The sequence below is a fragment of the Paenirhodobacter sp. genome (assembly GCF_050177655.1).
GTDB lineage: Bacteria > Pseudomonadota > Alphaproteobacteria > Rhodobacterales > Rhodobacteraceae > Rhodobacter.
The window spans coordinates 22,317-47,887 of sequence record NZ_JBFXGV010000012.1 but is presented as its reverse complement, the minus strand read 5'-3'; the positions used below and the strand labels follow the sequence as shown (position 1 = coordinate 47,887).

Annotated in this window: 22 protein-coding genes; 14 read left to right on the top strand and 8 right to left on the bottom strand. The window is 67.7% G+C overall.

Features of this window, described 5'->3' with window-relative positions; translation table 11 throughout:
• Positions 1 to 15 precede the first annotated feature (15 nt).
• From AB7U46_RS06915 to AB7U46_RS06900, 4 genes are all read right to left on the bottom strand, one after another.
• Positions 16 to 1,413, bottom strand: a complete 1,398-nt coding sequence (locus AB7U46_RS06915) for a DUF2927 domain-containing protein (protein WP_428336217.1) — start codon at positions 1,411 to 1,413, stop codon at positions 16 to 18.
• A gap of 533 nt (positions 1,414 to 1,946) precedes the next feature.
• Positions 1,947 to 2,924, bottom strand: coding sequence for a methyltetrahydrofolate cobalamin methyltransferase (locus AB7U46_RS06910; protein ID WP_428336216.1), 978 nt, complete (start codon positions 2,922 to 2,924; stop codon positions 1,947 to 1,949).
• Between the two features lie 3 nt (positions 2,925 to 2,927).
• Positions 2,928 to 3,818, bottom strand: a complete 891-nt coding sequence (locus tag AB7U46_RS06905) for a methylenetetrahydrofolate reductase (RefSeq protein WP_428336215.1) — start codon at positions 3,816 to 3,818, stop codon at positions 2,928 to 2,930.
• 1 nt (position 3,819) lies between these two features.
• Positions 3,820 to 4,140 (bottom strand): virulence factor, encoded by a 321-nt coding sequence (locus tag AB7U46_RS06900; RefSeq protein ID WP_428336214.1) that lies wholly within the window; start codon positions 4,138 to 4,140, stop codon positions 3,820 to 3,822.
• Positions 4,141 to 4,474: 334 nt separating this feature from the next.
• Between AB7U46_RS06900 and AB7U46_RS06895 the strand changes: the two genes are divergently transcribed.
• From AB7U46_RS06895 to AB7U46_RS06870, 6 genes are all read left to right on the top strand, one after another.
• On the top strand, positions 4,475 to 5,590 hold the full coding sequence (locus AB7U46_RS06895; RefSeq protein WP_428336213.1) for a Ppx/GppA phosphatase family protein: 1,116 nt from the start codon (positions 4,475 to 4,477) through the stop codon (positions 5,588 to 5,590).
• Positions 5,591 to 5,600: 10 nt separating this feature from the next.
• Positions 5,601 to 6,353 carry an RlmE family RNA methyltransferase gene (locus tag AB7U46_RS06890; RefSeq protein WP_428336212.1) on the top strand — a complete coding sequence of 251 codons (753 nt, stop codon included), beginning with the start codon at positions 5,601 to 5,603 and terminating at the stop codon, positions 6,351 to 6,353.
• Positions 6,354 to 6,400: 47 nt separating this feature from the next.
• Positions 6,401 to 7,009: a hypothetical protein gene (locus AB7U46_RS06885; protein WP_428336211.1), complete on the top strand. Its 609-nt coding sequence runs from the start codon at positions 6,401 to 6,403 to the stop codon at positions 7,007 to 7,009.
• 108 nt (positions 7,010 to 7,117) lie between these two features.
• Positions 7,118 to 8,098: a GAF domain-containing protein gene (locus AB7U46_RS06880; protein ID WP_428336210.1), complete on the top strand. Its 981-nt coding sequence runs from the start codon at positions 7,118 to 7,120 to the stop codon at positions 8,096 to 8,098.
• Between the two features lie 308 nt (positions 8,099 to 8,406).
• Positions 8,407 to 9,933 (top strand): aldehyde dehydrogenase, encoded by a 1,527-nt coding sequence (gene adh, locus AB7U46_RS06875; protein WP_428336209.1) that lies wholly within the window; start codon positions 8,407 to 8,409, stop codon positions 9,931 to 9,933.
• 162 nt (positions 9,934 to 10,095) lie between these two features.
• Complete coding sequence (locus tag AB7U46_RS06870; protein ID WP_428336208.1) at positions 10,096 to 12,336, top strand: methyl-accepting chemotaxis protein; 2,241 nt, start codon at positions 10,096 to 10,098, stop codon at positions 12,334 to 12,336.
• Between the two features lie 75 nt (positions 12,337 to 12,411).
• On the opposite strand, the gene AB7U46_RS06865 is transcribed toward AB7U46_RS06870, so the two are convergent.
• The 4 genes from AB7U46_RS06865 to miaA all read right to left on the bottom strand — a co-directional run bounded on the left by AB7U46_RS06865 (position 12,412) and on the right by miaA (position 17,030).
• Positions 12,412 to 14,379, bottom strand: coding sequence for a bifunctional 2',3'-cyclic-nucleotide 2'-phosphodiesterase/3'-nucleotidase (locus AB7U46_RS06865; protein WP_428336207.1), 1,968 nt, complete (start codon positions 14,377 to 14,379; stop codon positions 12,412 to 12,414).
• Between the two features lie 145 nt (positions 14,380 to 14,524).
• Positions 14,525 to 15,052, bottom strand: coding sequence for a TIGR00645 family protein (locus AB7U46_RS06860; protein WP_428336206.1), 528 nt, complete (start codon positions 15,050 to 15,052; stop codon positions 14,525 to 14,527).
• Positions 15,053 to 15,125: 73 nt separating this feature from the next.
• On the bottom strand, positions 15,126 to 16,016 hold the full coding sequence (locus AB7U46_RS06855) for an AraC family transcriptional regulator (protein ID WP_428336205.1): 891 nt from the start codon (positions 16,014 to 16,016) through the stop codon (positions 15,126 to 15,128).
• A 99-nt stretch (positions 16,017 to 16,115) separates the two neighbouring features.
• On the bottom strand, positions 16,116 to 17,030 hold the full coding sequence (gene miaA / locus AB7U46_RS06850; RefSeq protein ID WP_428336204.1) for a tRNA (adenosine(37)-N6)-dimethylallyltransferase MiaA: 915 nt from the start codon (positions 17,028 to 17,030) through the stop codon (positions 16,116 to 16,118).
• Positions 17,031 to 17,128: 98 nt separating this feature from the next.
• Here miaA and pyrH point away from each other — a divergent pair, with 98 nt between their 5' ends.
• The 8 genes from pyrH (at position 17,129) to bamA (ending at position 25,570) form a co-directional block, all read left to right on the top strand.
• On the top strand, positions 17,129 to 17,860 hold the full coding sequence (gene pyrH / locus AB7U46_RS06845; protein ID WP_428336203.1) for a UMP kinase: 732 nt from the start codon (positions 17,129 to 17,131) through the stop codon (positions 17,858 to 17,860).
• A 120-nt stretch (positions 17,861 to 17,980) separates the two neighbouring features.
• On the top strand, positions 17,981 to 18,544 hold the full coding sequence (frr, locus tag AB7U46_RS06840; protein ID WP_428336202.1) for a ribosome recycling factor: 564 nt from the start codon (positions 17,981 to 17,983) through the stop codon (positions 18,542 to 18,544).
• A 28-nt stretch (positions 18,545 to 18,572) separates the two neighbouring features.
• The gene (uppS, locus tag AB7U46_RS06835) at positions 18,573 to 19,316 is read left to right on the top strand and encodes a polyprenyl diphosphate synthase (protein ID WP_428336201.1); all 744 of its coding nucleotides are present in this window, start codon (positions 18,573 to 18,575) and stop codon (positions 19,314 to 19,316) included.
• Positions 19,313 to 20,128, top strand: coding sequence for a phosphatidate cytidylyltransferase (locus AB7U46_RS06830; protein WP_428336200.1), 816 nt, complete (start codon positions 19,313 to 19,315; stop codon positions 20,126 to 20,128). Before uppS ends, AB7U46_RS06830 begins: the two co-directional genes overlap by 4 nt.
• A 15-nt stretch (positions 20,129 to 20,143) precedes the next feature.
• Positions 20,144 to 21,316, top strand: coding sequence for a 1-deoxy-D-xylulose-5-phosphate reductoisomerase (dxr, locus tag AB7U46_RS06825; RefSeq protein WP_428336199.1), 1,173 nt, complete (start codon positions 20,144 to 20,146; stop codon positions 21,314 to 21,316).
• A gap of 12 nt (positions 21,317 to 21,328) precedes the next feature.
• On the top strand, positions 21,329 to 22,660 hold the full coding sequence (gene rseP, locus AB7U46_RS06820; RefSeq protein WP_428336241.1) for an RIP metalloprotease RseP: 1,332 nt from the start codon (positions 21,329 to 21,331) through the stop codon (positions 22,658 to 22,660).
• Positions 22,661 to 22,808: 148 nt separating this feature from the next.
• Entirely contained in the window at positions 22,809 to 22,982 is a 174-nt protein-coding gene (locus tag AB7U46_RS06815; RefSeq protein ID WP_428336198.1) for a hypothetical protein, read from the top strand.
• 206 nt (positions 22,983 to 23,188) lie between these two features.
• Entirely contained in the window at positions 23,189 to 25,570 is a 2,382-nt protein-coding gene (bamA, locus tag AB7U46_RS06810; RefSeq protein WP_428336197.1) for an outer membrane protein assembly factor BamA, read from the top strand.
• Position 25,571 lies beyond the last annotated feature (1 nt).

The following is a 25,571-nucleotide window of genomic DNA, read 5'->3' as shown; positions in this document are numbered from 1 at the left end:
CGGGGAGCCCCGCCGTCAGTTCACCCGCCGCTCGCCGGCGCGCGCCAGTGCGGCAACCTCCGCCGCACGCGCCCGCAGCGCCGCATCCGAGCCAAAGCCATAGCGCGCCCATTGCTCCGAGTCGAGCCGCGCGGCCTGCGCCTGGGCATGGTTGCCAAGCGTCTCATAGGCCTCGGCGCGGATCAGGTAGAGCGTCGCCATCAGCGCCGCGTTCTCCCCCTCGAGCGCGGGCGAGAGCGCCCGGTTCACCAGTGCGATCGCATCCTGCGCACGCCCCGCCGAGAGGGCGAAGGCGGCAAGCTGCATGTCGACATGGGCCGACTGGATGCCCGCGCCCGGGATCGTGCGATAGATCGCGCCGGCATTGGCAAAGGCGCGCAGCGCGGTGTCCGGGTCGTCCTTCACGCTGAGCCGGCCCAGCGCGAACCAGGCGAAGGCGGCGCGCGGCCCGTGCCAGCCCTGCGCGGCGGAGATCTGCACCGCCTGCATCGCCGCGCCCTTGCGCTGCGCCGTGCTCGCACGTGCGCCCAGCGCCTTTTCGATCGCGTTCACATAGGAGCGCGGCGTCGGGTTCTCCTGCCAGCTGCCGACGGCCCCGCCCGCTGGGTTGATCCGCGGATAGACCTGGCGCAGCGCGCTCATCACCTCGGGCGCGGACATGCCGGAATGAAGCTCGGGCGCATAGGTCGCCTTCAGCTGCATCATGTCGTAGCGCGTCAGCACCGCCTGGAAGTTGTCGTCGTTCCAGACCGATTCCGGCAGCCGGTAGAGGTCGTTCAGCGGCCCCAGCGCCTGCGAGATTTCCTCGTGCAGGCAGTCGCGCACCTCCTGCGGGGTGGCCTCGGCGGGGATGAAGACGCGCGCGGCGCTGCGCTGCGTCACCTGCGCCCAGTCGGCGCGGGCGTCGCGGCGATTGGCGCGGTAATCGTCCCAGCTCACCATGTTCGGCACCACGAAACAGGCGGCGTTCGGCACCTCGGCCTGCATCGCGCGCTTGGGCACGAATTCGACGGTGATCCGGTTCGCGTGGCCCGGCGCGGTGGTCACCGGCAACCCGGCCTCGCTGCCGAGCCGCGACACGAGCCGCGAAAGCTCCTGCGGGGCACTGGGTGGCACCGGCCCCTCGAGGCCGATCGAAACCGGCCCCTCGAAGCGGGTGAAGCGCGAGAGCGCGCGCCCCGATTCCAGCGAGAAGCTGAGTTCCATGAAGTCGCGGGCGAGCGCCGCATTCGAGGGCAGAACCCCCGAGCGCGGCACGGAGGTCGCCACACCGGCCGAAGGATCGGCGAGCGGCAGGTCGATCGCGGCGGAGGAGGCACGCGCCGTCGGCTCTTCCATCGGCGCGGAGGCGCAGGCGGCAAGTGCAGAGACGAGCGCGAACGCCGAAAGGCGCGCGACGAGAGGACGGCCCATCCGCACGGCATGCGGGGGCCGGGCGGTTTCCGCGGTGGCAGCCGCAGAAACCGCCCGAGGCGGCAGACATTTCACACGCATGGCAGTGCGTATCCCAGGTTGGTAGGGAAGCTTAGGCAGATTACCTTAACTTCGACCAGTAATTCTTTGAGTTGCAAAAAGATTTTTCTGTGGCGAATCCAGATATAGTGGCAGAATCAGGCCACGGACGCGCCTTATTGTTGACACAATTGGGGCCGCCGGGCCCGATTTGGCGCAGTTTCGGAAACGAAGCGTTGCGCAAAACCCGAATCACGGCGGCGTGACCCGGCGTGACGGAGACGCCCGTTTCCGAGGGCGAAACGACGCTTGGGTGACGAAGCGGCGAAAATATTTTGTCCGGGGATGGGCGCGGCCCGGCAAGCGCCCGATCCCCGGCGCAATTGGCCTCGTGGCGGGCCGTAATCCGCCGCGATTGCCCCATGATCGGGAAACGACGCCCCCGGGAGCGGGGCTCCCGGGGGCGCGATTGTTCCGAATCGGAAGTTTAAGGCTCAGCCGCGGGCGCGGCGCCGGCCCCGTCCGCCCCCGGCTGCGGCGGCCGCGGCGGAGGCCTCGGCGAAGCTCGCGCCCTCCTTCATCGCCTCGAGCACCTTGGCGAGGCGGATCCACTCCATGCTGTTGGCGTCGTGATCCATCAAGAGGTTGGCGGCGCGGATCGCCTCCATCTCCTGGTTGCGCACCGGGTTCATGATCGCGCTCGTCATCCCTGCGCCGATCGCCATCGGCAGGAAGGCGGCGTTGACGCCATGCCGGTTCGGCAGCCCGAAGGAGATGTTCGAGGCGCCGCAGGTGGTGTTCACGCCAAGCTCGCTGCGCAGCCGGTTCACCAGGGTGAAGACCTGCCGCCCGGCCGAGGCCATCGCGCCGACCGGCATCACCAGCGGATCGACGACGATGTCATGCGCGGGGATGCCGAAATCGGCGGCGCGCTCGACGATCTTCTTCGCCACGGCAAAACGCACGTCGGGGTCTTCCGAAATCCCGGTGTCGTCGTTCGAGATCGCCACCACCGGCACGTTGTATTTCTTCACGAGCGGCAGCACGCGTTCGAGCCGCTCCTCCTCGCCGGTGACCGAGTTGAGCAGCGGCCGGCCCTTGCAGGCGGCGAGCCCCGCCTCGAGCGCCGCGGGCACCGAGCTGTCGATGCAGAGCGGCACGTCGACCACCGCCTGCACCCGGGCGATGAGTTCCGCCATCAAGGGCGGCTCGACGAAATTGTTGTCGGCATAGCGCGGGTCTTCCGCCATCTTGTTCGAGAAGACGGCGCCCGAGTTGATGTCGAGCACGGTCGCCCCGCAGGCGACCTGTTCGAGCGCGTCGCGCTCGACGGTGGAGAAATCGCCCAGCTCCAGCTCCGCCGCGAGCTTCTTGCGCCCGGTCGGGTTGATGCGCTCGCCGATCACGCAGAAGGGCTCGTCAAAGCCGATGACGACGGTCTTGGATTGCGATTCGAGAACGGTCCGGGTCATGGCTCAGCCTTTCGTGTGATCCGCGATCCAGGTCGCGCTCGTCTTGATGCCCCCGAGGGGGAAGAAATGCACCGCCTCAATGCCGAAGCCGGGGTGGGCGGCCTTATGTGCGGCGAGCGCGGCGATGAGATCGGTCGGCTCGAAGGGCAAAAGCAGCTTCGTCACGTCCTTCGCGCGTTTCTGCAGCACCTTGAGCGAGGGGCCGACGCCGCAGGAGATCGCGAATTTCAAAAGCGTCTGCAGCTTCGCGGGCCCGGCGACGCCGATGTGGATCGGCAGCGCGATCCCCTCGGATGCCAGCCGGTCGGCCCAGGCGATGATCGGCGCGGGCTCGAAGGCGAACTGCGTGACGATCGCCATCGCCGCATCGGTGCGCTCGGAAAACGCCTGCTTGAGCCGCAGCGCCTCCATCACCGCGCGGTCGGAGCCGTCGGGGTCGATGTCGCGGTTGCCCTCGGGGTGGCCGGCGACATGGAGCCGCTCGAAGCCCGAAAAGACGCCGCTTTCCAGCATCTGCATCGCATTGTCGAGCTTGCCCGCCGGGGTCTTGACCCCACCGCCCAGAAGCAGCGCCTGCGTGACGCCGGCCTCGCCCTTGTAGCGCGCGACCCAGTCGCCGAGCTCGGCCGCGTCGCGGATGATGCGCGCGGGGAAATGCGGCATCGGCTCGAAGCCCTCCTCGCGCAGCCGGCGCGCGGTGGCGATCATGTCCTCGATCGGCGTGCCCTCGATATGGGCGATGTAGACGCGGGTGCCGGGCGGCAGGAGCGGGCGGAAATCCTCGATCGCGGCGGCGGTGCGCGGCATCACCTCGATCGAGACCCCCTCGAGAAAGGCGGTGACGACACCGTTCGTGGGCCTCTCGGCCTCGCGGCGGAAGTTCAGTAGCGCCATCTCACTCTCCGTCAGGGGCGGGGGCGTGATCCCATCCGCCGTTTGCGATCAATGCGGCGAGACGCGCCGCGTCGTAATCGGTAAGCACCCGGTCGAGTTCCGCCTGCGCCGCCTCGGCATCGCTGCCCGCGCGCAGCCCGATCACCACCTTGCGCCATTCGGCGAGATAGGCGTCGCTGTCCTGCGCGCCGATCTTCATCGCGCAGCGGTCGATCGCCTGCTCAAATCGCTCGGGCAGGGGCTTTTTCACCCCGCGCCGCCCCGATCCCGCGATGATCTGCGCCGGGATGTCGCGCCAGTAGACGATGGTGATCTCGGCCATGTGATTCCCTCCTGCATCAAGGCTACGCGCGGAAACGACCTGCCCGATGACGGATTTCGACACTCCGCGGAGGCCTTGCGACCTCGGGTCGGGTTGCCCCGGGCGCGGCCGGTCGCGCGCGACGCGGGCGGAGCCTCCGGCGGGAGTATTTCGACCAAGAAAAAACGGATTTCCTTTTCCTTGGCCCAAATACTCCGGGGGGAGCGGCAGCGGGGGGCGGCGCCCCCTTCCAGCGCCGGGGCCGGGGGCGGCGGCGGTGCGGCGGGATCGTGCCTTGAACCCGGCGCCCCCCCGCGCTACTTTGGGGATAACTTGAAATCGGAGGGCGTGTCTCATGGCGCCCAGGCGTCCCCGGTCTGCGGGCGCGTTCCCGAAAACGGTAGAGCCGACCGCGACCAAAACCGCCGAGAAGGGCGAGCTTTATGCTGCGCTCGATCTTGGCACCAACTCTTGCCGGATGCTGATCGCCCGGCCGAAAGGCGATCAGTTTCAGGTCGTGGACAGCTTTTCCAAGGCGGTCCAGCTGGGGCAGGGGCTTGAGGCCTCTGGCCGGTTGTCGCGCAGCTCGATGGCGCGCACGGTGCAGGCGCTGCAGATCTGCCGGCGCAAGATCGAACTGCATGGCGTGAAGCGCATGCGCCTCGTCGCGACCGAGGCCTGTCGGCGCGCGGGCAATGCGCGCGACTTCATCCGCTATGTCCGGCGCGAGACCGGGCTGCCGCTCGAGATCATCCCGGCGGAGGAGGAGGCGCGGCTTGCCGTGATCTCCTGCGCCTCGCTGGTCTCGCCCCGCACCGAACAGGCGCTGGTGGTCGACATCGGCGGCGGCTCGACCGAGCTCGTCTGGATCGACGTCACCGCGGTGCCGCCCGCCGACCGCGCCCGCGCGATCATGCGGCTCTCGAACGGCTTCCATCAGCCCGAGGGGCTGGAGCCGCAGGCGCGGGTGGTCGACTGGATCTCGGTGCCGCTTGGCGTCGCCACGCTCAAGGACCAGTTCGCCGATGTCGAGGACGACGCCGCGCGTTTCGCGCTGATGAGCTGGTTCTTCGAGGAAAAGCTCGCCGATTTCTCGCCCTACAGCTCGGGCTCGCCGCAGGCGGGGTTCCAGATCATCGGCACCTCGGGCACGGTGACGACGGTCGCCGCCTGTCATCTCGGGCTGAAGCGCTACGACCGCACCCGGGTCGACGGGCTCACCATGTCCTCGGGCCAGATCGACGCGGTGATCCGCTCCTTCCTCGCGCTCGGGCCGGACGGGCGGCGCGCCGATCCGCGCATCGGGCGCGACCGACACACACTCATCATGTCCGGCGCCGCGATCCTGCAGGCGCTGATGCGGGTCTGGCCGACCGACCGGATGTCGGTCGCCGACCGGGGCCTGCGCGAGGGGCTGCTTTATGCCCAGATGGCCGCCGATGGCGTGCTCGAAGAAATGCCGCCGATCTGAGGGGAACGCGATGACCAAGACACCGACCGGAAAGAACACCTCGGGCCGCGGCCAGCGCGATCTGCGGGTGCGGGTGAAGACCGCCAAGGGGCGCAAGCTGAGCTCGACGCTCTGGCTCGAACGGCAGCTGAACGACCCCTATGTCGTGCGCGCGAAGAAAGAGGGCTACCGCGGCCGCGCCGCCTACAAGATCATGGAGCTCGACGACAAGTTCCGCTTCCTCGTGCCCGGCGCGCGGGTGGTGGACCTTGGCTGTGCGCCCGGTGGCTGGTGCCAGGTCGCGGTGAAGCGGGTGAATGCGCTGGGCGAGAAATCGGGCAAGCGCGTCGGCACCGTGCTTGGCGTCGACCTGCAGGAGGTGGCGCCGATCGCGGGGGCCGAGATCCATGTGCTCGATTTTCTCGAGGACGACGCCGATCAGAAGGTGAAGGACTGGCTGGGCGGGCAGGCGGATGTGGTGATGTCGGACATGGCGGCGGCGGCCTCGGGCAACCAGCAGGTCGACCACCTCCGCATCATCACGCTCTGCGAACACGCGGCCTATTTCGCCTTCGACGTGCTTGAGGAGGGCGGCACTTTCGTCGCCAAGGTGCTCGCCGGCGGCGCCGAGCAGGGGCTGATGACCGTGCTCAAGAAGAATTTCGAGAAGGTGGTGAACATGAAGCCGCCGTCGAGCCGCAAGGACAGTTCCGAGAAATTCGTCGTCGCCACCGGCTTCCGCGGCAAGCGCCACGAAGAGGGGCAGGCACCGGCCGAGGAATGACGCGCCGGCGGTGAGCCGCGCCAGGCCGTCCGCGTCGGAGGGGTGAGATGAACGACACGATCTGGATGAGCGGGGCCCTGAGGGAAGCGCCCTTGCCTTTCGCGGTTGAGGATCGCGTCGTGCCCGCGCTGGAACGCGCGCACAACTCGCAAAAGCACATAAACGGCGTCCATCTCGACCCGGGCTTGCTGCCACAGCGGGCGATCAATCAGCCCTATCAGGTCGTGAGCAAGCTACCCCATGTGTTCTTGATTTCCGACTTTCTCTGTGTCAGCGAAAAGGTCGCCGCGGTCTTGCGGGACCACGACCTTGGGCAAGGCGGGCTGTATCCGATCGAGCTGATGCAGGTCGATGGGGTGACACCCTTTCCCGGCCCGTTCTGGGCGTTGAATTTCGGCGCCGAGAAACGGGTCTTGAACGATGCGGAAAGCCGCCAGCTGCGGAAAATCCCCTCGGGGCAGTATACGCCCACGCTGACAGTCAAGGCGGACGAGATCGCGCTGTTTCACGAGGCGATGAAAGGGGCGGACCTGTGGACGGATCCGCAACTGGTGCGGGTTTTCTTCCTCAGCCCCCGGCTCAAGGCGGCGCTGACCCGGGCGCGGCTCAATACGGCGTTTCGACTGCTGTCCTGTCGATTGATCTATCGCCACTAGCGGCTCTACGACCAAAGTCGTAGATTTGCACTGTCAGGGACCGTTGCGCTTGCCGACAGGGCGCTTATCCTGTTCACCCGATGCGTCGAAAAGAGGGGAGGCTTTCCGATGGCGTCTTTGCACAGCGCCCCGCCGCGCAACCATGCCGAGATCGTCCAGGCGGTCGTCGCCTCCCCGGCGGCGCTCGGTCGTGCCGGTTTCGCCGCAAGCTGGCGCCGTTCGCTCGTCCATCACAAGCTCGACCCCGGCAAGCCGCGCCCGCTCGAACGGCTCTCCACCCCCGAGATGCGCGCGCGCCGCGAATCCACCGGCCTGCTCGTCGAGATCGCGGGGCCGGTGCTCGACCGGCTCGCGCGCGCGGCCTGCGACGCGGGCTGCGCGGTGTTTCTCTCCGACGCGGAGGGCTGGGTGCTCGACGAGCGCATGCGCGACGGCGACAAGATCGACTTCCACGCCTCGAACCTCGCCGCCGGATCGGACTGGTCCGAGGGCGCCGAGGGCACGAACGGGATCGGCACCTGCCTCGCCGAGGGGCGCCCGGTCACCGTCTGGCGCGACCAGCATTTCCGCGCGACGAACACCGGGCTGACCTGCATGGGCGCGCCGGTCTATGGCGCGCTGGGCGAGCTCGCCGGGGTGATCGACGTCAGCTCCGCGCGCGCCGACATGACCGAGGGCTATGCGCGCCTCGTCGCGCTCACCGTGCAGGACGCCGCGCAGCGCATCGAATCCGATCTCTTCCGCGCCTCCTTCGAGGGCGCGCGGATCCTTTCGACCGGCTCGGGCGAAAGCGCGCCGCAGGGCGTGATGCTGCTCGCGCTCGACCGCGACGATCTGGTGATCGGCGCCACCCGCGCCGCGCGCCGCCATCTCGGCCTCGAGGATGGCCAGATCGGGCGGCTGCCGGCGAACGACCTTTTCGACGCCGGCCGCCGCGCCGGTCGCAGCGCCCTCGACGAGGCGCAGCGGGCGGAAATGGCCCGCGCCTTAGCGCGCACGGGGGGCAATGTCTCCGCCGCCGCGCGCGATCTCGGCATTGGCCGCGCCACCTTCTATCGCAAGGCGAAGGCGCTTGGTCTGACCGTCTGAACGGCGGTTCTCGGTATTGAAGCGGGAGGGGGGCGCCGCCCCCCGCGCTTTCGCGCTCCCCCCGGGATATTTCATCACTTTGGAACGGGAGGACTTCCAAAGTGGGAAAATATCCCGGGGTGAATTTGCCGCAGGCAAAGAGGGGCGGCGCCCCTGACCCGGCGGCAATGCTGCGGCTGCACCTGTCTCGGCCCTGAGACAGGTCGGCCATTCCCGCCGCGCAGCCCCGCTATGCAAGAGGGGTATGGCGGCGCAGTCTGAACCTATCGAAGGCCCCGCGCGGGCCGAGCTCATCCAGGGAGGAAAAGATGGCTACCGATATGTCCGCTGAGTTCAAGGGTGTGATGGTTTCGCCCTTCAAGACGCGCTACGACAACTTCATTGGCGGCAAGTTCGTGCCGCCGGTCAACGGCCGCTATTTCGACAACATCACCCCGATCTCGGGCGAGAAGGTCTGCGAAGTCGCCCGCTCCGACGCCGCCGACATCGAGCTCGCGCTCGACGCCGCGCATGCCGCGAAAGACGCCTGGGGCACCACCTCGGCCGCGCATCGCTCGAACGTGCTGCTCGCGATCGCCGACCGTCTCGAGGCCAACCTCGACCTGCTCGCCGCCGCCGAGACCTGGGACAACGGCAAGCCGATCCGCGAAACGACGGCCGCCGACATCCCGCTCTCGATCGACCACTTCCGTTACTTCGCCGGTGTCCTGCGTTCGCAGGAAGGTTCGATGTCGGAGATCGACAACGACACCGTCGCCTATCACTACCACGAGCCGCTCGGCGTCGTCGGCCAGATCATCCCGTGGAACTTCTCGATCCTGATGGCGGCGTGGAAGCTCGCCCCGGCGCTCGCCGCCGGCAACTGCATCGTGATGAAGCCCGCCGAGCAGACCCCGGCTGCGATCATGGTTCTGGCCGAGCTGATCCAGGACATCCTGCCCCCCGGCACGCTGAACATCGTCAACGGCATGGGCGCCGAGACCGGTGCGCCGCTCGCGAAATCGCCGCGCATCGCCAAGATCGCCTTCACCGGCTCGACCGCGACCGGGCGCAAGATCATGCAGGCCGCGACCGAGAACCTGATCCCGGTCACGCTCGAACTGGGCGGCAAGTCGCCGAACATCTTCTTCTCGGACGTGATGGCGAAGGATGACGCCTTCCTCGACAAGGCGGTCGAAGGCTTCGTTCTCTTCGCCTTCAACCAGGGCGAGGTCTGCACCTGCCCGTCGCGCGCGCTGATCCAGGAAGACATCTACGAGGCCTTCATCGAGCGCGCCATCGCCCGGGTGAAAGCGATCAAGCAGGGCGACCCGCGTCTGATGGAAACCATGGTCGGCGCCCAGGCGAGCCAGGAGCAGCAGGACAAGATCCTCTCCTACCTGCAGATCGGCAAGCAGGAAGGCGCGGAAGTGCTCTGCGGCGGTGACGCGGCGCGCTTCAACGGCGAGCTGGCGAACGGCTTCTACATCCAGCCGACGATCCTCAAGGGCCACAACAAGATGCGCGTGTTCCAGGAGGAAATCTTCGGGCCGGTCGTCTCGGTGACCACCTTCAAGGACGAGGAAGAGGCGCTGCATATCGCCAATGACACGATGTACGGCCTCGGCGCCGGCGTCTGGTCGCGCGACATCAACACCTGCTACCGCTTCGGCCGCCACATCCAGGCCGGGCGCGTCTGGGTCAACAACTACCACGCCTATCCGGCGCATGCGGCCTTCGGTGGCTACAAGCAGTCGGGTATCGGCCGCGAGACCCACAAGATGATGCTCGACCACTACCAGCAGACCAAGAACATGCTGGTCTCCTACAACCCGAACAAGCTGGGCTTCTTCTGATCCCTCCCCGCCCGGCTGGGGCCGCTCCGCAAGGGGCGGCCCGCTTTCGAGGCCGTCCCTCCGGGGGCGGCCTTTTCGTTCAAATGCAGCGGAATTGGTGAATCGCGTGAACGCAAGATTAGGGTTTTCGGCCTAGGCAGGGGAAAACTGCCGAGGTTTTGGATGAACATTCGCCGACAGATCCTGCTTCTTCCCGTCGTCGTGTCGCTGATCGCCTGCGCGCTGATGGCCTCGGGGTTGTTCTATCTCGAGACGGAGACGGACCACACCGTGCGCGCGCGCGAGCTTTCGATCGCGGAGGAACGACTGCGCGCCGCGCTTGGCGAGAAGGAGCAGGAGGCGCTCGACCGCGCCGAGCTGATCGCCTCGCTGCCCGCGGTGCAGGCGGCGGTGGCGGCGCAAGACGATGCCGCGCTCGAGGCGATCTTCGCGCCGGGCTGGAAGGATCTCTCCGCCGGCACCGGGATCGAGCAGCTGCAATTCCACATTCCGCCCGCCACCTCGCTGATCCGCATCCATAATCTGAAGAAACGCGGTGACGATCTGAGCGCGTTTCGCAAGACGGTGGTGGATGCCAATGCGAAGGGCGTCTCGATCAAGGCGCTCGAACGCGGGCGCGCGGGGATCGGGGCGCGCGGTGTCGCGGTGGTGAAATCGGGCGGCAAGCCGGTCGGTACGGTCGAGGTGGGCCTGACGATCGGGGCGCAGTTCCTCGAGGATCTGTCCCGTCGGACCGGCTACGATTTCGAATTCTACAGCATCCCCGACGCGACGACCGAGACTTTCGCGGAAAAGGACGCCGGCCCCACGCGCCAGGCGGCGAGTTTCGAGGGCGCGCCGCTGCTCGATGCGGCGACGCTCGCCGCGGTGCAGGGGGGCGAAAGCCGGGATCTGAGCGCCGAGATCGACGGCGGCAATCACATGGCGCGGGCGATCGGGGTGACCGATTACACCGGCGCGGTCGCGGGGATCTTCACCGTGGCGGCGCCGACGGCGATCTATGATGCGCTGAACGTGACCGGGCGCTGGATCTCGATCGGCGTGACCGCGCTTTCGCTCCTGGTCGCCGCGATCCTGGCGCTGGTCTTCGGGCGCTCGATCGTGGCGCAGATCTCCGCGCTGGCGCGGCGCACGGCGGCGCTCGCCGAGGGCGATACCGGCGCACCGATCGAGGGGATCGAGCGGCGCGATGCGATCGGCGAGATGGCGCGCGCGCTACAGGTCTTCGAGCGCAACCTGATCGAGCGGGCGCAGATGCAGGAGGCGCTGCAGGCCGAGGAGAAAACCGTGCGGCGCGCCGAGGCGGCGCGGCTGGCGCAGGAGCAGGAGGCGCGCGAGACCCGCGCGGCGGCGGAGCATCTGGCCGAGACCGAGCGCACCCGGGCCGCGGAGGCGATGCAGGCCGCCGAGGCGCATCGGGCCGAGCTTGCCCGCGCCCAGCTCGCCGATCAGGAGCGCATCGTCGCGGCTCTGGCCCGCGGGCTCGAGGCGCTCTCGCTCGGCGATCTCTCCTGCAGTCTCGACGAGGAATTGCCCGGCGAATATGACGCGCTGCGACTGCATTTCAACGAGGCGGTGACGCAACTCTCCGAAGCGCTACGCAAGATCGAAAGCAGCGCGGCGCGGGTGGATTCGGAGGCGGGCGACATCGCGCAGTCGAGTGCCGCGCTCGCCCAGAACACCGAACGCAACGCCGCCACGCTGGAGCAAACCGCGGCCGCGCTGAACGAGCTCACCGAATCGGTGCGATCGGCCGCGACGGGGGCGAAGGCCGCGCGCGATCTCGCTTCGGTGGCGCGCGGCAATGCGGAAAGCGGCGTCGATGTCGTGCAGGAGGCGGTGGCCGCGATGGCGCAGATCGAGACCTCCTCGCAGGCGATCACGCGGATCACCTCGGTGATCGACGACATCGCCTTCCAGACCAATCTGCTCGCGCTGAACGCCGGCGTCGAGGCCGCCCGCGCGGGCGAGGCGGGGCGCGGCTTCGCCGTCGTCGCCTCGGAAGTGCGCGCGCTCGCGCAGCGGTCATCCGAGGCGGCGAAGGAGATTTCCGAACTTATCGCGACCTCGACGACGCAGGTCCAGAGCGGTGTCCATCTGGTGGGGGAGACGGGATCGGCGCTTGGCCGGATCGTGACCTCGGTGCGCGACATCTTCGCGCGGGTGGGGGAGATCGCGACCTCGGCCGACGAACAGGCGAGCGCGATCACCGAGATCAGCTCGGCGGTGAACCAGCTCGATCAGACCACCCAGCACACGGCGGAAATGTCCGATAACGCCGCGGCCTCGGGCAAGTCGCTCGCGCGGGAAGGGACGGAGCTGATCCAGACCGTCCGGCAGTTCCGTCTCGATGCGGCGGCGCCTGCCGCGGAGGAGCCGGGCGCGCAATTCGCAGCGGAATGAGGTCGCGCTCCGCGGTTAGCCAAAGCGCCGCTGCCGGGGGGCAAGATCCGCCGGCAGCGGCCTCAGATCAGCGGCTCACAGCGTGATGCGGAAACGCGCGAACCCGTCCGGCCCGTCGCCGGCCGGCTCGATCGCAAGGCCGCGCGCGCGGATGTCGTCGAGATAGGCCGCTGCTTTCGGCCCGGTGTCGTAGAGCACGTTCGCCCCGGCCACCGGCGCGAAGCCCCAGTTCGCATCCGCCTCGGGCGCGACCGTGCCCTTCTCGTGAATGTAGCGCACGATCACGTCGCGGTTCGTGTCCGGCGCCTGCAGGATCACCGTCGAGCCATCCGCGCCCGGGAAATGCCCGCCGCCCGAGGCCCGGTAATTGTTCGTCGCGACGACGAATTCCTGAGCCTCGTCAATGGGTTTCCCGTCGAAGTTCAGATCGGTGATGCGATGTGCTTCGGGCGCGACCACCTTGCCCTCGTCGTCGTAGCGTGCGGGCTGGGTCAGGTCGATGCGATAGGTGACCCCGTCGATCGTGTCGAAATTGTAGGAGGGGAAGTCGGGGTTCAAGAGCAGCTGATCCGCCTCGCCCGGCACGATCCGGTTGAACATCCCCGCCGAGCGTTCGAGCCATTCGCGCACCTGGGCGCCGGTGATCCTCACCGCCTGGATCGTGTTCGGATAGAGGTAGAGATCGGCGACATTCTTGATCGCGACTGGCCCCGCCGGCACGTCGGTGTAATAGTCCGGGCCGCCGCGGCCGCCCGCCTTGAACGGCGCCGCCGCGGAAAGGATCGGCAGCCCCTCGTGCTCCGTGCCCTCGAGCTGATCGGCGACATACCAGATCTGGGCGCGCGACACGATCTGCACCGAGGGGTCGTCGGCCACGAGCGCGAAATAGGAATAGAGCGGCGCATCGGTCTTGCCGACCTCGGCGCGGATATAGGCGAGCGTCGCCTGATGCGCCTCGGCGGTGGCCTCGATCGCGGGGGCGAAATCCGTGCTGAGCGCCACGACCTTCTTCTCCGGCGTGCGCTCGTAGATCGGCTTCACCGAGCTTTCCGATCCGGCGATCCGCCAGCTGCCGCCCTCGCGCTCGAGCATGAGGTCGATCAGCCCCATATGCGAGCCCCAGAACCCCGCCATCACCACCGGCTTGCCGTTGATCCGCCCGCTTTCCATGTCGAAGCCCGCGCCGGAATAATCCTTCGACGGCCAGACCTTGTGCTGATGCCCGGTGATCAGCGCGTCGATCCCCTCGATCGCGGCGAGGTGGAAGGCGGCGTTTTCCATCATCGGGCTTTCCGGGCTCGCGTCGATGCCGGTATGGGCGAGGGCGAGCACCAGATCGACGCCTTCCTCGCGCATCTGCGGCACCCAGGCGCGCGCCGCCTCGAGGATGTCGCGGCTCTGGAACGACCCTTCCAGATGCGCGCGGTCCCATTGCAGGATCTGCGGCGGCACGAATCCGATCACGCCGAGCTTGAGCGGATGGCTTTCGCCCGCGCCGTCGGTCACCAGCGTCTCGAGCACGACATAGGGCGGCGCGAAAAGATCGTCCTCGAGCGGCGTCGCGCCGAGTTTCTTCGCGAAATTCGCGCAGACGATCGGGAAATTCGCCCCCGCATTGACGTTTTCCAGGAATTCGATGCCGTAGTTGAACTCGTGATTGCCGAGCGTGCCGGCGGCATAGGGCAGGGTGTTCATCCCCGCGATCACCGGATGCAGATCGCCCGCCTTCATCCCCTTCGAATAGGCGATCCAGTCGCCCATCGGATTGCCCTGCAGATAGTCGCCATTGTCGAAGAGCAGGCTGTTCGCCGCCTCCGCGCGTACCGCCTCGATCAGCGTCGCGGTGCGGGCGAGGCCGACGGTGTCGACCGGCTTGTCGGCGTAATAGTCATAGGGCTGGACGTGGCAATGCAGATCCGTCGTCGCGATCAGCCGCAGATGCGCCTGACCGGCCTGGGCGCGCGCCGAGAACGGATGCAGCATCACCAGCCCGCCAAGTGCGGAACCGGTGAGCAGGAAATGGCGGCGGGAAAGATCGGTCATGGAAACCCCCTCGGATGGACCCGCTCTTTATCGAACGGTCAAATGACGGGGACATGACGCCGGAGCGCGGCGCCGGGTGCAAGCCCTTTCGCGCGCGCCGGCGGCGATCGGCCGATCGCCGCGCCCGGAGGTCGCGCGAAAGGCCTCAGCCGGCCTTGGAATATTTGGCCTTTTTCAAAGTCTTGGCGTGGTTCGTGATCCAGTCCATCGCGGCGAGCAGCACGCCCGAGACGACGAAGACGAGGTGGATCGTCACCATCCAGCGGATCTTGTCGTCGCTATAGGCCGAGAGGTTCATGAAGACCTTGAGCAGGTGGATCCCCGAGATCGCGACGATCGAGGCGACGAGCTTCAGCTTCAGCGCCGAGAAATCGACCTCGTCCTGCCAGTCGGGGCGATCCTCATGCCCGTTGGTGTTCATCTTCGAGACGAAATTCTCGTAGCCCGAGAAGATCACGATCACCAGGAGATTGGCGGCGAGGCTGAGGTCGATCAGCGCGAGCGCGCCCATCACCGCCTCGTCGACGCCGATCCCGGGCAGCGCGAGGGCGAAATGCCAGAGCTCGACCAGAAAGGCCCAGAGCAGGATCGCCAGCGCGCCGACGAGGCCGAGATACATCGGCGCCATCAGCCAGCGGCTGGCGAAGAGAACGCGTTCGATCGCTTTTTCCATCGGACCCTCATGTCGCAGTCGCAGCAGTTCCTGCTGCATAGCGGCAGGGGCCCGCCCGGCCAAGAGATTCGGCTCAGCCCGCGCGGCGGAACTGCGACGGGGTCTTGCCGGTCTTGCCGTGGAAGGCGCGGGTGAAATAATTCGCGCTGGTGAAGCCGAGCGCCGCGGAGATCTGTTTCACCGGCAGCGCGGTTTCGCTCAGCAGCCGGCGCGCCTCGTAGAGGCGGCGGTCCTGCAGCAGATCGGAGGCGGGGCGGCCGCAGGTGGCGCGGCAGGCGCGGGTCAGATGCGTCGGCGTCACGCCAAGCTCGGCGGCGAATTCCGCCACCCCGGCGCCCGAGCGGAAATCGCGTTCGAGCAGCGCGGAATAGCCCGCGACGAGGCGCTGCGCGGCATCGCGGCGCTTGATCTCCTCGGGATGGGCGGCGGTCTGCCGTTCGAGCCAGACGCCGAGCAGGCCAAGATGGTGGCGCGCGGCGCGGTCCGATCCGGGGCGGTCGCTTTCCAGTTCGCGGCTCACCGCCTCGAGGATGCCCGAAAGCTCCGCCTGCGAGGGATTGTCGCGCACCCGCAGATGCAGCGGCGCCTCGGGCAGGGTGACGTCGGAGCCGCGGCCGAAGAAGAGCGCGAGCCCGTGGGTCTGCGGGCCGACCTCGAAACCGTGCATCACGCCCGGCGGGATCAGCACCGCGTTATGCGCGCCATAACCGCGCGTCACGCCGCCCACGGTGATCCGGCCCTGACCGCGGGTGAACCACAAAAGGCAGGGTTCGGAGAGCGCCCGCATCGCCTCGACCCGCCAGCGACCGCCCTGCGCGAGGCGCTGGATCGCGACGACGCGCGGCGTGCCGGGCGGCTCGGGCAGCAGCGCGGCGCGCGGCTTCGGGCCGGCCTTGGGCTGATCGGCGGCCTCGGCCTTCGGCTTGGCGAATTGCGAGAGCGGCGGGGCGCTGAAGAGTTTCACTGGGGTGTTCCGGGTTGCGAAAGTCGCGTGAAGAATAAGCGCGAAGTCCTTAATCTCCAACCGTAATTTCCGATTGCGGCGGGCTGTTGCCGGCCCGCCTCAGCCTCGCAGGATCTTGTGCCAGCCGCCCATGCGGCCACGAAACCAGGTGCGCTGGCGCTTGGCATATTGACGCGAGGCGGCCTGGGCGCGCCGGGTCGCCGTGGCGAGATCGGTCTCGCCGCGCAGATGCGCGACGAGTTCCGGCGCGCCGATCGCCTTCGCCCAGAGCGCCCCCGATTCCCAGAAGGGCAGCACCGCGCGGACCTCCTCGAGCGCGCCCTCGGCGAGCATCAGATCGAAGCGGCGGTCGATCCGTTCCGCAAGCCAGTCGCGGTCGGCCTCGATCACGAGCGGCGTCGCCTCGGAGAGCGGCAGGAGCGGCGGCGGCGTGTCGTCCTGCCAGGCGGCGAGGCCACGGCCGGTGGCGCGCATCACCTCCCAGGCGCGCTGCACCCGCATCGGGTTCAGCGCGTCGACACGGGCGGCGGTGACCGGGTCGAGCTCGGCAAACATGCCCGCGTGCCCCTCGGCCGCGCGCCGCGCATCGGCCTCGGCGCGGATGTCGGGCGGCGTCGCGGGGATCTCGGCCAGTCCCTCGGTCAGCGCGGTGAGGTAAAGCCCGGTGCCGCCGACCACGATCGGGCGCGGCCCGCCCGCGCGCCAGTCGGAAAGGATCGCGGCGATCTCGCGCAGCCAGGCGCCGACGGAATAGTCCGCGCCGGGGGCGAGGTGGCCATAAAGCCGGTGCGGGGCGAGGCGCTCTTCCCCGGGCGCGGGGCGCGCCGACAAAAGCCGCCAGCAGGACCACACCTGAAGCGCATCGGCATTGACCACGACGCCCCCGGATTCTCGCGCGATTTCAAGGGCCAGCGCCGATTTCCCGCTGGCCGTGGGGCCGGCGATCAGCACCGGGCGGCGGGCGTCGGTCTCGGGCATTTCGGGGGGCTTTGGCATCGGGAACGGGTCGGGCATCTGGTCGCGGGAGGCGGGGGCGCGGAAAGGCGCTGTTGAACCCGCCCGCCATTTGCGACATTTTGCGCGCGGAACACAACCGAAATGAGGAACCCGGGATGAGTGCAGAGGCCGAGCCGACTGTGAAATACAAACGTGTGCTTCTGAAGATCTCGGGCGAAGCGCTGATGGGGGATCAGGGCTACGGGCTGCATCCGCCGACCGTGGCGCGGATCGCGCGCGAGGTGAAATCGGTGCATGATCTCGGCGTGGAGATCTGCATGGTGATCGGCGGCGGCAATATCTTCCGCGGGCTTGCCGGCTCGGCGCAGGGGATGGAGCGCACGACGGCCGATTACATGGGGATGCTCGCGACGGTGATGAACGCGCTTGGCATGCAGGCGCAGCTCGAGGCGCTCGGCATCCACACGAGGGTGATCTCGGCGATTCCGATGGACCAGGTCTGCGAGCCCTATATCCGTCGCCGTGCGGTGCGCCACCTGGAAAAGAAGCGGATCTGCATCTTCGCCGCGGGCACCGGCAACCCCTATTTCACCACCGACACCGCGGCGACGCTGCGCGCGAACGAGATGAACTGCGAGGCGATCTTCAAGGGCACCAAGGTCGACGGCGTCTATGACAAGGATCCGAAGAAGCACGCCGACGCCAAGCGCTACGATACCGTCAGCTATGACGAGGTGCTGCAGAAGAACCTCGGCGTGATGGATGCCTCCGCCATCGCGCTTGCCCGCGACAACGACCTGCCGATCATCGTCTTCTCGCTCGACGAGCCGGGCGGCTTCCGCGGCATCCTCGCGGGGCAGGGCACCTACACGACCGTGCGCGGCTGAACCGCCGCCGGCGGTCGGGCGCAAATACGCCGGGGCCTCGGGGGGTGATCCCGAAAGCCCTACCCAAGGCCGCCCGGGGCGGCTAAAGAGAGACAGACTTCAAGATCCGGGGGATAACCCATGTCCGACGACATCGAAATCGACACCGACGACCTCGAACGCCGCATGGAGGGGGCGATGGCCTCGCTCAAGCATGAATTCGGCACGCTGCGCACCGGGCGCGCCTCGGCCAGCATGGTCGAGCCGATCATGGTCGACTCCTATGGCTCGCTGGTGCCGATCAACCAGGTCGGCACGATCAACGTGCCCGAACCGCGGATGGTCACCGTGAACGTCTGGGACAAGGGCATGATCAACAAGGTCGAAAAGGCGATCCGCGAGTCGGGCCTCGGCATCAACCCGCAGACCAACGGGCCGATCATCATGCTGCCGATCCCGGAGCTGAACGAGGAGCGCCGCAAGGAGCTCACCAAGGTCGCCGCGCAATATGCCGAACACGCCCGCGTCGCCGTGCGCAACGTGCGCCGCGACGGCATGGACCAGATCAAGAAGGCCAAGGGCGCCGGCATGTCGGAAGACGACGTGAAGTTCTGGGAGGCCGAGGTCGAGGAGCTGACGAAGAAGCATATCGCCCTCGTCGACAAGGCGCTCGAAGCCAAGCAGGCGGAGATCATGCAGGTCTGACCTGCGCCAACCTGCGAAGGGGGCCCCGATGGCCGCGACCGAGCCGAAGCCCGCGACGGATACCACCGATTACGGGGTGGGCCATGTCGCGATCATCATGGATGGCAACGGCCGTTGGGCGAAGAACCGCGGCTGGCCGCGGCTCGTCGGCCATCGCAAGGGCGCCGAGCGCGTCAAGGAGATCGTGCGCGCCTGCCCCGATCTCGGCGTGCGCTGGCTTACCGTCTATGCTTTCTCGACCGAGAACTGGAAGCGCTCGACCGAAGAAGTCCTTGGTCTCATGGGGATTTTTGCGCGCTACATCCAGCGCGAGGCCGACGGGCTCTCGGCCGAGGGGGTGCGGATGCGCTTCATCGGCGAGCGCTCGCGGCTTGACCCCAAGCTGCAGAACCTGATGGCGGGGATCGAGGCGCGCACCGCGGGCAACACCCGGCTCAATCTGACGGTCGCGATCAATTACGGCGGGCGCGACGAGATCACCCGCGCTGCCGCGCAGATCGCGCGCGAGGTGGCCGAGGGGCGGCTTGCGCTCGAGGCGATCGACGAGGCGGCGCTTTCGGCGCGGCTCGACACCGCCGATCTGCCCGACCCGGATCTGGTGATCCGCACCTCGGGCGAGACGCGGACCTCGAACTTCCTGCCCTGGCAGGCGGCCTATGCCGAATACGAATTCACCCCCACGCTCTGGCCCGATTTCACGCCCCAGGTTCTGGCCGGCATTCTCGAGCGCTTCGGCGCGCGCGAACGCCGCTTCGGCGGGGTGAAGGGATGAGCGATCCGAAGCCCGTTTCCGCCGGCGCGCGCTGGGGCGATCTGAAGGCGCGGGTGCTCTCGGGCCTCGCGATGGTGGCGGTCGGCGCGCTGACGATCTGGCTTGGCGGCAAGGCCTTCGGCGCGCTTGCGGTGCTCGTCTGCGCGCTGATGATCTGGGAACTCGCGACGATGACCGAGCCCGAGGGCACGCCGCGGGGGCAGGCCGGCGGGCTCGCCGCGCTGGCCGCGGCGCTGATCGTCTTCGTGCTGTTCCAGCCGGGCGCGATGACGCGCTGGATGCTGCTCATTCCGGTCGTGGTCGGTACCCTGATGCCGCGGCGCGACCGCTGGGTTTTCGCCGCCTATGCCTTCGCGGTGATGGCGGCGAGCTACGGGCTGATCCAGCTGCGCAACACCTCCGGGGCGATGGTGATCCTCTGGATCGTGACGATCGTGGTGATCTCCGACGTCGCGGGCTATTTCGCGGGGCGGATGATCGGCGGGCCGAAGTTCTGGCCGAAGGTCTCGCCGAAGAAGACCTGGTCGGGCACCGTCGCGGGCTGGATCGGCGCGGTGCTGGTCGGCGCGCTTTTCGCGTCGCTCGGCTGGGGCGGCTGGGCGCTTGTCTGGCTGTCGCCGCTGCTGGCCTTCGCCGGGCAGATGGGAGACATCGCCGAAAGCGCGATCAAGCGGCGGACGGGGGTGAAGGACAGCTCCAACCTGATCCCGGGCCATGGCGGGGTGCTCGACCGGTTCGATGCGCTGATCGGCGGCGTGCTCTTCCTGCTCGTGGTGATGCAATTCATGCGGCTGCCCTTCGGCGGGATGTGACCGAGGGATAGGATGATGCGACGGATTTCTGTTTTCGGATCGACGGGGTCGATCGGGGTGAACACGCTCGACCTGATCGCGCGGCGCCCGGGTGAATTCCAGGTGGTGGCGCTTTCGGGCGGGCGCAATGTCGATTTGCTGGCCTCCCAGGCCCGGGCGTTGCGCGCCGAGGTGGCGGTGACCGCCCATGAAGAGTGCCTGCCCGCGCTGCGCGCCGCGCTGCACGGATCGGAGATCGAGGCGGCGGCGGGCAAGGCGGCGCTGATCGAGGCCGCCGGGCGCCCGGCCGACTGGATCATGTCGGCGATCGTCGGCGTCGCAGGGCTCGCGCCGGGCTTTGCCGCGCTGAAACAGGGCACGACGCTGGCGCTCGCGAACAAGGAAAGCCTCGTCGCCGCGGGGCCGCTTCTGCTGGCCGAGGCGGCGCGTCACGGCGCACGCATCCTGCCCGTCGACAGCGAGCATTCCGCGGTCTTCCAGGCGCTCACCGGCGAGCGGATGGAAGAGGTCGAGCGCGTCATCATCACCGCCTCGGGCGGCGCCTTCCGCGACTGGCCCTATGAGCGGCTGAAGGGGGCGACGGTGGCCGAGGCCTCCTGCCATCCGAACTGGGCGATGGGGCAGCGGATCACGATCGATTCGGCCTCGATGTTCAACAAGGCGCTCGAACTCATTGAAACGAAGGAATTCTTCGGTTTCGCACCGGAGCAGATCGAGGTTCTGGTCCACCCCGAAAGCCTCGTGCATGCGCTGGTCGGGTTCCGCGACGGGGCGCTGATGGCGCATCTGGGCGCGCCCGACATGCGCCATGCGATCGGCTATGCGCTGAACTGGCCCGCGCGGCGCGATCTGCCGGTCGAGCGGCTCGATCTGGCGAAGATCGGCCAGCTCAGCTTCCGCGCCCCCGACGAGACGCGCTTTCCCGCGCTGCGCCTTGCGCGCGAGGTGATGGCGACGGGCGGCACCGCCGGCGCCGCCTTCAACGCCGCCAAGGAGATCGCGCTCGACGGGTTCATCGGCGGCCAGATCGGATTTCTGGCGATGGCGGAGCTGGTCGAGGCGGTGCTCGCGCAGATGTCAGCGCGGCAGGGCCTTGGAAATGACGCGCGCAGCCTCGATAACGTCATGGGCACCGATGCCGAGGCGCGTGCCCTCGCGCGTGAGATGATTGCGACCGGAAGGATCTGACCCTTGGATTTCATGCCCGACTTCGGCAATGCGCTTTATACGATCGTGGCCTTCGTCGTCGCGCTTTCGATCATCGTGACCGTGCATGAATACGGCCATTACATCATCGGCCGGCTTTCGGGCATCAAGGCCGAGGCCTTCTCGATCGGCTTCGGGCCGAAGCTGATCTCGCATACCGACAGGCGCGGCACGGTCTGGAAGATCTCGGCGATCCCGCTCGGCGGTTACGTCAAGTTCCTCGGCGATGCCAATGCCGCCTCGGCGGGGGTGGACGAGGCGGCGATGTCGGGGCTCAGCGCCGAGGAGCGGCGCCACACGATGCACGGCGCGCCGCTCTGGGCGCGCGCGGCGACGGTGGCGGCCGGGCCGATCTTCAACTTCATCCTCTCGATCGCGATCTTCGCCGGTGTGATGATGTGGTCGGGCACGGCGATCGACGAACCCACCGTGGGCACCGTCGTCGAGCTTCCCGGCGGCGCAGGCGATCTGCGCCCGGGCGACCGGCTGATCGCCGTCGCGGGCCGTCCCGCCGCGACCTATCCCGAGATCGAGGACGCGGTGGCAAAGCTGCCCTCGCAGCCGACGCTCGACTGGCGCGTCGCGCGCGACGGGCAGGAGATCGACGTCACCGGCCCGCAGCTTTTCCCGCCGCGGCTCGCCGGCGTCGCGCCGCAATCGGCCGCCTATGACGCCGGGCTCGGCGCGGGCGACGTGGTGACCGCGATCGACGGCGCGCCGATCTGGACCTTCGCCGATCTGCAGGACCGGGTGAAGGCCGCCGATGGCAAGCCGCTCGATCTGAGCATCTGGCGCCCGGCCAAGACGGGCGCGGAAACGCTCGACGTCACGCTGACGCCGCGGCGCACCGACATCCCGACCGCCACCGGCGGCTTTGAGACGCGCTGGCTGATCGGCGCCACCGGCTCCTTCGTCTTCGAACCCGAGACCCGGATGACCACGCCGCTCGAGGCGGTCACCGGCGGCGCGCGCCAGACCTGGGCGATCGTCAGCTCCTCGGTCTCGGCGCTGACGCACATGATCTCGGGCAAGATCTCCTCGTGCAACCTGCGCGGCGCGATCGGCATCGCCGAGGGCTCGGCGGCGGCGGCGAAGGGCGGCATCGACGATTTCATCTGGTTCATCGCCGTACTCTCGACCGCGGTCGGCTTCCTCAACCTGTTCCCGATCCCGGTGCTCGACGGCGGGCATCTGATGTTCCACCTCTACGAGGGGATCACCGGCAAGCCGCCGTCGGATGCGGTGATGAATTTCCTGATGGCGATCGGGCTGACGCTGGTGCTCTCGATGATGATCTTCGGGCTCTGGAACGATCTGACCTGCTGAGCGCAGCCCGGGAAGGGGCCGCGGGGCAGGGCGCTTTGCGGCATTTGCCTAAATTGCGCCTTATTTCATCCTAATTCGGCCACAAAAGCCGGATACACCCTGCTCTGCGCGGAGGGAGTCTTTCCCGCGCAGAGTGCAGGAGGGTGAAATGCAGATGGTTCTCACGGAAGGCTACCGCGGGCTTGGTCTGGTGCTCGATCTCACCCTCGACCGCGTTCTCGTGCCGGCGGCGATCGTCGTCGCGCTGGTCGGGGCCGCGCTGATCGGGGTGCAGCTGAGCGACATGCTCTCCCCCGCCACCTCGCTGCCCTATCAGCTCTGAGCGGAAAGGCGCCGATCCGGCGCCTGTGCCGCGCTGAAAACGGGCGCGAAACGCGCCGCAAAGCCGCCCCGCGCGCCCTGCGCCGGGCGGTTTCGCAACAACGGCGCCCGGCGCTCGAAAAACCCCGCCTGCGGTTTTGACAAGCCCCGCCTTTCTCGCTAGTCACGTCTGGAAAGACCAGAATGCCATCCGGCAGGGAGAGGGCGATGACGATCCGGCTGCACGACGCTCACAAGCGGGCGAAAACCCGCGCCACGGCGCTGCTTGCGACGACTTTCCTTGCATTCGCGGTGCCCAGCGTGATGCTGCCGGCGCAGGCCTATGCGCAGAGCTATCGCTTCACCCAGGTGAAGATCGAGGGCAACGACCGGATCGAACCGCAGACGATCCTCACCTATGCCGGAATCGGCAAGGGGCAGGAGGTTTCGGCCGGGGCGCTGAACGACGCCTATCAGCGGCTGCAGGGCTCGGGCCTGTTCGAAAGCGTCGACATCGTGCCGCAGGGCTCGACCCTGGTGATCAAGGTCGTCGAATTCCCCACCGTCAACGTGGTGGATTTCGAGGGCAACAAGATGCTCAAGGACGCCAAGCTCGCCCCGCTGGTGAAGACCCAGCCGCGCAAGGTCTATTCGCCGGCGATGGTCGAGGCCGACGCCCGCTCGATCGCCACGGGCTATGCCCAGGCCGGCCGCCTCGCGGTGCGCGTCGATCCGAAGGTGATCAAGCGCGACGGCAACCGTGTCGACGTCGTCTTCGAGATCCAGGAAGGCAAGAATTCCGAGGTCGAGCGCCTCACCTTCACCGGCAACCGCGCCTATTCCGACCGCCGTCTGCGCGACGTGCTGCAGACGAAGCAGGCCGGCATCCTGCACCGGCTGATCCAGCGCGACACTTTCGTGCCCGACCGGATCGCGATGGACCGCCAGCTGCTCACCGATTTCTACCGCTCGCGCGGTTACCCCGACGTGCAGGTCACCGGCGTCTCCTCCGAGATGACGCGCGACCGCCAGGGCTTCTTCATGACCTTCAACATCCACGAAGGTCAGCAATACAAGTTCGGCAAGATCACCACGGTTTCCGAAGTGCCCGGCCTCGACGCCGCCGAATTCGAGAAGCTCGCCAAGATCCGCCCCGGCGTGATCTATTCGCCCAATGCGATCGACCTCGCGGTGACGCGGATGGAAGAGGTCGCGCTGCGCAAGGGCGTGAACTTCGTGCGCGTCGATCCGCGCGTCACCCGCGACGAGCGGACCCAGACGCTGAACGTCGAATTCGCCCTCGTGAAAGGGCCGCGGATCTTCGTCGAGCGGATCGACATCGAGGGCAACACCACCACGCTCGACTCTGTGATCCGGCGCGAGTTCCGCACCGTCGAAGGCGACCCCTTCAACGCGCGCGAGATCAAGAACTCGGCCGAACGCATCCGCGCGCTCGGCTTCTTCTCGAAGGCGGACGTGAACGCGCGCCCGGGCACCGCGGCCGACCAGATGATCGTCGACGTGAACGTCGAGGAACAGCCCACCGGCTCGCTCAGCTTCGGCGCGAGCTACGGCGCCGCTTCGGGCTTCGGCATCAACGTGTCCTTCGACGAGCAGAACTTCCTTGGCCGCGGCCAGTATCTGGGGGTGTCGATCGGCACCACCTCGAGCAACCAGGACAGCTCGATCGACTTCATCGAGCCCTATCTGCTCGGGCGCGATCTGAAGTTCCGCTACCACATGTGGTATAATACCTCCGAAGACGACAATGCGGATTATTCCACGCGGATGCAGGGGCTTTCGCCCTCGATCGAGTTCCCGCTGGGCGAGAATTCGCGTTTCGAGCTGCGCTATACCTATGCGCGCAACAAGCTTTACGGCGTGACGGCCTACGGCACCAACGACAACGATACGCCCTCGGACACCTCCGACGACTATCTCGAGGGCTCCTCGCCGATCCTGAGCCGCGAAGAGGGGGAGCGTGACACCTCCGCCTTTGGCTACACCTATACCTGGGATACCCGCCGGACCGGGATCGACCCGCGCTATGGCTATACTTTCCGGTTCTCGCAGGATCTCGCGGGCTTCGGCGGCGATGTCGAAAGCCTGAAGACCACGGCGCTGCTGCGCGCCGAGCGCAAGATCTGGAACGAGGAAGTCACCCTGCGTGCCGAACTCGAGGGTGGCGCGGTCGTGGCCCGGGGCGGCACCGATCTGACCGTGCTCGACCGGTTCACCGGCTACAATGTCGTGCGCGGCTTCGAGCCGAACGGCTGGGGCCCGCGCGATACCGGCGCGCCGAACAAGGATGCGCTCGGCGGCAAATATTACGCGGCATTGCGCCTCGAATCGCAGTTCCCGATCGGCTTCCCGGAAGAATACGGCATCACCGGCGGTCTGTTCTGGGATACCGGCACGCTCTTCGGTCTCGACGACACCGCGGGTGTCACGACGGTCGACGACGGGTCGCATATCCGCTCCGCGGTCGGTTTCTCGATCTTCTGGACCTCGGCGATCGGCCCCTTGCGGCTGAACTTCTCGAAGGCGATCAAGAAAGAGGATTACGACAAGGAGCAGAACTTCGATCTGACGATCTCGACGAAGTTCTGAG

What these genes read in the sequence shown, in the direction of transcription:
- AB7U46_RS06900 (WP_428336214.1), bottom strand. Translation starts at nt 4,140, where the DNA reads ATGGCCGAGATCACCATCGTCTACTGGCGCGACATCCCGGCGCAGATC.
- AB7U46_RS06815 (WP_428336198.1), top strand. Translation starts at nt 22,809, where the DNA reads ATGCAGATGGTTCTCACGGAAGGCTACCGCGGGCTTGGTCTGGTGCTC.
- AB7U46_RS06905 (WP_428336215.1), bottom strand. Translation starts at nt 3,818, where the DNA reads ATGGCGCTACTGAACTTCCGCCGCGAGGCCGAGAGGCCCACGAACGGT.
- AB7U46_RS06890 (WP_428336212.1), top strand. Translation starts at nt 5,601, where the DNA reads ATGACCAAGACACCGACCGGAAAGAACACCTCGGGCCGCGGCCAGCGC.
- AB7U46_RS06885 (WP_428336211.1), top strand. Translation starts at nt 6,401, where the DNA reads ATGAACGACACGATCTGGATGAGCGGGGCCCTGAGGGAAGCGCCCTTG.
- adh (WP_428336209.1), top strand. Translation starts at nt 8,407, where the DNA reads ATGGCTACCGATATGTCCGCTGAGTTCAAGGGTGTGATGGTTTCGCCC.
- AB7U46_RS06910 (WP_428336216.1), bottom strand. Translation starts at nt 2,924, where the DNA reads ATGACCCGGACCGTTCTCGAATCGCAATCCAAGACCGTCGTCATCGGC.
- AB7U46_RS06870 (WP_428336208.1), top strand. Translation starts at nt 10,096, where the DNA reads ATGAACATTCGCCGACAGATCCTGCTTCTTCCCGTCGTCGTGTCGCTG.
- frr (WP_428336202.1), top strand. Translation starts at nt 17,981, where the DNA reads ATGTCCGACGACATCGAAATCGACACCGACGACCTCGAACGCCGCATG.
- AB7U46_RS06860 (WP_428336206.1), bottom strand. Translation starts at nt 15,052, where the DNA reads ATGGAAAAAGCGATCGAACGCGTTCTCTTCGCCAGCCGCTGGCTGATG.
- AB7U46_RS06865 (WP_428336207.1), bottom strand. Translation starts at nt 14,379, where the DNA reads ATGACCGATCTTTCCCGCCGCCATTTCCTGCTCACCGGTTCCGCACTT.
- AB7U46_RS06830 (WP_428336200.1), top strand. Translation starts at nt 19,313, where the DNA reads ATGAGCGATCCGAAGCCCGTTTCCGCCGGCGCGCGCTGGGGCGATCTG.
- uppS (WP_428336201.1), top strand. Translation starts at nt 18,573, where the DNA reads ATGGCCGCGACCGAGCCGAAGCCCGCGACGGATACCACCGATTACGGG.
- AB7U46_RS06880 (WP_428336210.1), top strand. Translation starts at nt 7,118, where the DNA reads ATGGCGTCTTTGCACAGCGCCCCGCCGCGCAACCATGCCGAGATCGTC.
- miaA (WP_428336204.1), bottom strand. Translation starts at nt 17,030, where the DNA reads ATGCCCGACCCGTTCCCGATGCCAAAGCCCCCCGAAATGCCCGAGACC.
- bamA (WP_428336197.1), top strand. Translation starts at nt 23,189, where the DNA reads ATGACGATCCGGCTGCACGACGCTCACAAGCGGGCGAAAACCCGCGCC.
- rseP (WP_428336241.1), top strand. Translation starts at nt 21,329, where the DNA reads ATGCCCGACTTCGGCAATGCGCTTTATACGATCGTGGCCTTCGTCGTC.
- AB7U46_RS06895 (WP_428336213.1), top strand. Translation starts at nt 4,475, where the DNA reads ATGGCGCCCAGGCGTCCCCGGTCTGCGGGCGCGTTCCCGAAAACGGTA.
- AB7U46_RS06915 (WP_428336217.1), bottom strand. Translation starts at nt 1,413, where the DNA reads ATGGGCCGTCCTCTCGTCGCGCGCCTTTCGGCGTTCGCGCTCGTCTCT.
- dxr (WP_428336199.1), top strand. Translation starts at nt 20,144, where the DNA reads ATGCGACGGATTTCTGTTTTCGGATCGACGGGGTCGATCGGGGTGAAC.
- pyrH (WP_428336203.1), top strand. Translation starts at nt 17,129, where the DNA reads ATGAGTGCAGAGGCCGAGCCGACTGTGAAATACAAACGTGTGCTTCTG.